Genomic DNA, 6,422 nt, shown 5'->3' with positions numbered 1-6,422 from the left:
TGGTATCACCTTTTTTATATAGAAACTATTTTTTAATTCTTTCTACATATGCATTTGTTCTAGTATCGATTTTGATCCATTCTCCTTGTTCTACGAATAAAGGAACTTGAACTTCAAATCCAGTGTTTAATTTAGCTGGTTTTAAAACTTTACCAGTAGTATCTCCTCTTAGTCCTGGTTCAGTATAAACTATTTCTCTTTCTACGAAAGTAGGTAATTCAACTGCAACTGGAGTAGTTTCATAATAAACTACTTCTAATTCCATTCCTTCTTCTAGATAGTATAATGCATCTCCTAAATCTTCTTCTTTTAATTCGATTTGATCCCAAGTTTCTGGGTTAGAGAATACATAGAATGATCCATCGTGGTAAGAATATAAAGCTTTAACTTTGTCAAGTCTTATATCTTCCATTTTGTCATCAGCTTTATATACAGCGTCAGAGATGTTTCCTGTAATTAAGTTTTTCATTTTGAATTTAACAACTGCAGCGTTTCTTCCAGATTTGTTATATTCAGCTTTTTGGATAATGAATGGATCATTTCCAATTTTGATTGTGCTTCCTGCTCTTAGTTCTTGAGCTATTTTCATTGGTAAACCTCCTCAATATTTTTCTATAAAATATTTTAATTTATTTATAAGATTACATTTTTGTATTAGAAAATCTCTAAAAATCATATTATTTTTTTCAACTCTATCTAAGTTATTGAAAAAATAAAGATAATTTTCTTTTCCAATTTCTAGATTATTTTCTCTCCTAAAATTATAATCTTTAAAAAGCTTTATTATATTTTCAGTAAATTCACTCTCTTTATCAGGAATTACACGGATAAATTTATCCAAAAATCCTTCAAGTTTGTCCATATGAACAAATTCATCCTGACAATATATATGCCATAGATATGGCTTTCCTGTCAAGACTGCTCTGATAAAAGAATCCTCTCCTCTAACAAAGTTAAAATCTACTGTATTTATAAGTTCTTCATACTCTTCCTGATTTAAGAAATCGTAAAATACCACTTCTATTTTACCATATTTAATGCAATTTCCAAATACCTCAACAGAATTTTTTTTAAGGAACTCTTTTATGCTATTTTGAGTCTTTTCTCCTAAAGCTAAAAGAACAACATCTCTGTCTATTTCCTTTAAATCTCTAAACAGTGGCTCAAAATTCTTTTCATATGAGAAAACTGTCCCAACTAATTTTGAATCCACATTCTCTATCATAGAAAGATATTTTTTCTCATACTCTTTTCTATTTGAATTTACCTTTTCCATTCTATTTATGTAGTTTGAATCTGCTATTACTCCACCACTTTTCTCTGTAAATCCTGGCATAAAGAAATATTTCTTTAATTTTCCTTTTCCTAAAGGAGAACTTTGAAGATGAAAATCTTCTATCCAATCCTCTGCAGAAAGATATTCAAGATTTATCATAAGTGTGGATCCTTCATATGCTTTTTCCATATACTCCTCTGGAATATTGCAACCAAAAGCCTCTATTATCACATCTGAAGTCTCAAAATTATCTATAGTTTCTTTAAGATATTGAAATGTAACATAAACTATCCCATCAATCTCTTGAAATCCAGTATCTTTTACATTTGAATTTATCTTCATAAACTCATCAATTCTATTTAAAAAGACTCTGATTTTTACTTTATTCTCAAAAGATTTCTGTAACTCCTTTGCTACACGATAAACTACACCAATATCTCCATAGTTATCAATTATCTCACAAAATATATCAAAAGTTTTTAATTCCATTTCTTCTATCATACTCCTTTCTAGCCAATTTTGGCCAGTAAGGCCTGGTTATCATAGCTCTTCCAACAGCTACTAAATCCAACAGGTTGTTTTCTATAAGCCAACTTGCATCTTTTTCTTTTTTTATTTTTCTTACACCAATAACTGGGATATTTACCTGTTTCTTTATCTCTGTTCCCATATATATTACCCAATCAAGAGGGAAATCGGCAGGTACATCTACCTTTTCTTCTCTCATATATTCTGGATTAGGAACTCCTGAAGATACATGTAAAAGATCTACTCCCAGGCTTTCAAGATATTTTGCTATCTTTATTCCATCCTCAAGTTCAGGCTCATTTCCACCCATTCTATATCCTAAAATAAAGTTCTCATCAAAAAGATCTCTTGTCTCTTCAATAAGTCTCTTTGAAAAATTCATTCTTCTTATGAAATCTCCACCAAACTCATCATCTCTTGTATTCCACAATCTTGAGTTAAGTTGTGAAATGAGATATGTGTGAGCTCCATGGATTTCTATACCATCAAATCCAGCTTTTTTAGCTCTTACAAAAGCTTTTTTAAAATCCTCTAAAATTCCTTCTAAAACAGAAGCAGGAACATCTTTTATCTTATCTTTAAAACCAGCATGATGAAGTTGTATCATTACTGGGACTCCATATTCGTGACATTTATCAGCTATACGTGAAAGTCCTGGAATAAAATAGTCGTCCCAAATTCCAATCTGATTTTCTCTCAATTTTCCATCTTCAGATACACAGGTAGCCTCAGCTATTATCATTCCTACTCCACCCTCAGCAACATCTTCATACCACTTTACCAGATCATCTGTTACTAATCCATCTGTTCCAACTATTGAAAATCTTACAAGAGGTGGTAAAACTATTCTATTTTTAAGTTTTATATTCCTTATCTGGAATGAATCAAATAATTTAGCCATCCTTTTCTCCTTTTATTAAAACATTCGGATTATATTATAAAACATTTTCCCCAAAAACTCAATAAAATTTGTATTTCTCACTGTTTTATGTAGGTTTTTAGTAATGCACTATTTTAAAAACATGATATTTTAACACAATTTTTATTAGAAAAAAAGATTTTTTTGAAAAAATATATATGCAGTAATAATAATTCTTAGTAAAGGTAGAATAAGGATGCTATAATATATATACAATAATATTTTAAGAGGTGAACAATGATAAAAATTCTTTCCATATTTCTTTCTTTTTTTATGAGCATAATTGTATCTTCTCAGACACTTGACAATCCACTATACAAAGATATAGATTTACATACAAAAGAGGAAAAAGTTGATTTGGAATCTCTTCCTAATTTCAAATCTATCCCACGGTATACTGAAGTTGCAAAAGACTATAAAGATGCATTTGAAAAAAGCAAACATAATTTTTATATAGTTCCAATTGAAACTTATAAGGGAGTCAAAGAAGCATTTGTACTAAAAAAAATAAAAAGAAAATCCAGATTTGGAGTATCTTTTTTATACAAACTTTTTTTACAAAATGACTATATGGAGTACATTTTAGTTCTAACAGAGGAGGAAAAAATTACATCTAAGTCTTTAGGAGATAATGTGGAAATCCAGGAACACTCTCTTACTACTAAACTCATAGATAGTGACTATACACTATTTGTTCTTGGAAATTATAAAATGATTGATGGAAATTACCACTATCCTAAAAATATCCTCGATTATGACTATCAAAACTATCTTACAGATTATCTGGAACACCACAATATCAGTATTCTTAATTTTAAATATTCTTCAGAGGTCACTGATAAAAAGACTGGCAGAGTTTTAGACGAATATAAAGAAATCTATCAAGTATATTATAATCCTTCAACTTATCTACCAATATTTAAAAAAGAGATAATAATAAACTCTGGAGAAAAAGAAAAAGGAGAGATTAAAATCTATGACTCAAAAACTGGAGAAGCCTTTATAAAGGAGAATATATGATTTCTATGGTAATAACAATGGAAATAGTATATAATAATAAGGAACATTAAAAATAAAGGAGATACTAAAGTGATAATTGAACAAAAAACAAAAGCAATTTTTTTCATGTTGATTTCAGCACTTGGATTCACTTTAATGAGTGTTGCTGTAAAATCAATACCTGATATTCCACTTTTTGAGAAGATATTTCTACGTAATCTGATTAGCTGTTTATTAGCTGGATTTTTACTTATATATCAAAAGAGAGGCTTTCGTGTTAAAAGAGAAAATATCCCACCTGTATTTGCAAGATCGTTTTTAGGTTTTCTTGGGGTTGTAGCAAACTTTTATGCTGTTGAGCACCTTATACTTGCAGACTCTAATATGCTAAACAAACTTTCACCTATTACAGTATCAATATTTGCTGTACTATTTCTTAAGGAAAAAGTTGATAAGCAACAGGTAGTTGGAATTATTATTTCATTTATTGGAGCTTTATTTGTTGTAAAACCATCTTTTGATCTCTCAGTACTTCCAAGTCTTTCTGGACTTGCATCTGTTACATTTGCCGGTCTTGCATATACTTTTGTAAGATATCTAAATGACAAAGAGGATCCTAATATTATAGTATTTTACTTCTCTCTTATGTCTGTTGTATGCTCTGCACCTTTAGCCATAAGAGATTATGTAGCTCCAGATCCAAGACAATGGATTTTCCTACTATCAATTGGTATATTTGCATGTCTTGCTCAATTCTTTATGACATACTCATATAAGAATGCACCAGCATCAGAAGTTGCAGTATACAACTATTCAGGTATTCCATATGGAATAATCCTTGGATATATGTTATTTGACGAAATGCCAGATATATACAGTGTAATTGGTGGAATAATTATCATAGTTGTTGCCATTTATCTATATCGTCACAACAAAAGAAAAAAAGAAAAACTTCAGGGAAATTAAGGAGATGAGAAATCATCTCTTTTTCTTTTAAAAACGTTGTAATAAAATAAAATTAATGATATAATAATATGAATTTTTTGAAAAACGTATTTTAGGAGGAAAATGTTAAATGATTGCAACAAGTAACTTAGGAATGAGATTTCCTGACCGTAAACTTTTCGAAGATGTAAATGTTAAATTTACACCTGGAAACTGTTATGGACTTATTGGTGCCAATGGTGCTGGAAAATCAACATTTGTTAAAATTCTTTCTGGAGTTATCGAACCTACAGAGGGAGAAGTAATTTTTGATAAGAAAAAAAGAATGGCAGTGTTAAATCAAAACCACTTTGCTTATGAAGAAGATAAAGTTTTAGATGTTGTATTAATGGGACACAAAAAACTTTGGGATATAATAGTTGAAAAAAATGCAATATATGCAAAAGAAGATTTTACTGATGAAGATGGAATAAGAGCTGGAGAACTTGAAGGAGAGTTTGCAGAATTAAATGGTTGGGAAGCTGAAACTGAAGCTGAAACTCTTTTAATGGGACTTGGAATTGGAGCAGATCTACACCATAAATATATGAAAGAGCTTGGAGAGCCTGAAAAAGTTAAAGTTTTACTTGCTCAAGCACTATTTGGACATCCAGATGTACTGCTTCTTGACGAGCCTACAAACGGACTTGATATTAAAGCTATATCTTGGCTTGAAAACTTCTTAATGGATCTTGAGCATACAACTGTTATTGTAGTATCTCACGACAGACACTTCTTAAATAAAGTGTGTACACATATTGCTGACCTTGACTATGGAAAGTTAAAAATGTATGTTGGAAACTATGATTTCTGGTATGAGTCAAACCAGCTTATGATAAAATTAATATCTGCAAAAAATAAAAAACTTGAACAAAAAAGACAGGAACTTCAAGAATTTATTTCAAGATTTAGTGCTAACGCTTCAAAATCTAAGCAGGCAACTTCCAGAAAAAAATTACTTGAAAAACTTCAACTTGAAGATATGCAAGTATCAAATAGAAAATATCCATTTATCGAATTTAAACAGGAAAGAGAAGCTGGAAACAACCTATTAAAAGTTGAAAATCTAACCAAAACAATAGATGGTGTAAAAGTTTTAGATAATCTTTCATTCACTATTTACACAGGAGATAAAGTTGTATTTTTAGCTAAAAACGATATTGTTAAAACAACTCTTTTAAATATCCTAAGTGGAGAGATGGAACCAGATTCTGGATCATACACATGGGGAGTTACAACAAGTCAGGCTTATATGCCAAAAGATAACTCAAAATACTTTGAAAATAAAGATCTAAATCTTATTGAATGGTTAAGACCATACTCACCTGACCAGCATGAGGCTTTTGTAAGAGGTTTCTTAGGAAGAATGCTATTCACTGGAGAAGAAACTTTGAAAAGTTCAACTGTTTTATCAGGGGGAGAAAAAGTAAGATGTATGATTGCTAAAATGATGCTTACTAATGCTAACGTTTTAATGTTTGATAACCCAAATGACCACCTTGACCTTGAGTCAATTACATCACTGAACAAAGCATTAATCAACTTTAAAGGAACTATCCTTTTTGGAGCTCATGACCATGAGTTTATTCAGACAATTGCTAACAGAATTATTGAAATAACTCCAAATGGAATTCTTGATAAGATGATGACTTATGACGAATACCTTGAAGATGAAAGAGTTCAAGCTCAACTTGAAGAATTATATAATAAATAATA

The 6,422-nt window shown here is 30.2% G+C and carries 6 protein-coding genes; 3 read left to right on the top strand and 3 right to left on the bottom strand.

All coding sequences use genetic code 11. The features are described from left to right. Positions 1 to 25: 25 nt before the first annotated feature. Genes efp through IX290_RS11000 form a run of 3 tightly spaced genes read right to left on the bottom strand, consistent with a single transcriptional unit; the run spans position 26 to position 2,705 of the window. Positions 26 to 589, bottom strand: coding sequence for an elongation factor P (gene efp, locus IX290_RS11010; RefSeq protein ID WP_211493239.1), 564 nt, complete (start codon positions 587 to 589; stop codon positions 26 to 28). A 12-nt stretch (positions 590 to 601) separates the two neighbouring features. Continuing rightward, positions 602 to 1,777, bottom strand: coding sequence for an elongation factor P maturation arginine rhamnosyltransferase EarP (gene earP / locus IX290_RS11005; RefSeq protein ID WP_249168945.1), 1,176 nt, complete (start codon positions 1,775 to 1,777; stop codon positions 602 to 604). Beyond that, positions 1,746 to 2,705 (bottom strand): NADH:flavin oxidoreductase, encoded by a 960-nt coding sequence (locus IX290_RS11000; protein WP_211493238.1) that lies wholly within the window; start codon positions 2,703 to 2,705, stop codon positions 1,746 to 1,748. Before IX290_RS11000 ends, earP begins: the two co-directional genes overlap by 32 nt. Before the next feature lie 255 nt (positions 2,706 to 2,960). Here IX290_RS11000 and IX290_RS10995 point away from each other — a divergent pair, with 255 nt between their 5' ends. From IX290_RS10995 to IX290_RS10985, 3 genes are all read left to right on the top strand, one after another. Further along, positions 2,961 to 3,743, top strand: coding sequence for a hypothetical protein (locus IX290_RS10995; protein ID WP_211493237.1), 783 nt, complete (start codon positions 2,961 to 2,963; stop codon positions 3,741 to 3,743). Positions 3,744 to 3,812: 69 nt separating this feature from the next. Beyond that, positions 3,813 to 4,688 carry a DMT family transporter gene (locus IX290_RS10990; RefSeq protein WP_211493236.1) on the top strand — a complete coding sequence of 292 codons (876 nt, stop codon included), beginning with the start codon at positions 3,813 to 3,815 and terminating at the stop codon, positions 4,686 to 4,688. Between the two features lie 109 nt (positions 4,689 to 4,797). Continuing rightward, the gene (locus IX290_RS10985) at positions 4,798 to 6,420 is read left to right on the top strand and encodes an ATP-binding cassette domain-containing protein (protein WP_211493235.1); all 1,623 of its coding nucleotides are present in this window, start codon (positions 4,798 to 4,800) and stop codon (positions 6,418 to 6,420) included. Positions 6,421 to 6,422 lie beyond the last annotated feature (2 nt).

This window comes from Fusobacterium sp. DD2, from assembly GCF_018205345.1.
Classification (GTDB): domain Bacteria; phylum Fusobacteriota; class Fusobacteriia; order Fusobacteriales; family Fusobacteriaceae; genus Fusobacterium_A.
The sequence above is the reverse complement of the archived record's forward strand: the minus strand, read 5'-3'. Positions and strand labels throughout refer to the sequence as shown.

Coding starts and splice junctions, on each gene's coding strand:
- efp (WP_211493239.1), bottom strand. CDS start 589: ATGAAAATAGCTCAAGAACTAAGAGCAGGAAGCACAATCAAAATTGGA.
- earP (WP_249168945.1), bottom strand. CDS start 1,777: ATGATAGAAGAAATGGAATTAAAAACTTTTGATATATTTTGTGAGATA.
- IX290_RS11000 (WP_211493238.1), bottom strand. CDS start 2,705: ATGGCTAAATTATTTGATTCATTCCAGATAAGGAATATAAAACTTAAA.
- IX290_RS10995 (WP_211493237.1), top strand. CDS start 2,961: ATGATAAAAATTCTTTCCATATTTCTTTCTTTTTTTATGAGCATAATT.
- IX290_RS10985 (WP_211493235.1), top strand. CDS start 4,798: ATGATTGCAACAAGTAACTTAGGAATGAGATTTCCTGACCGTAAACTT.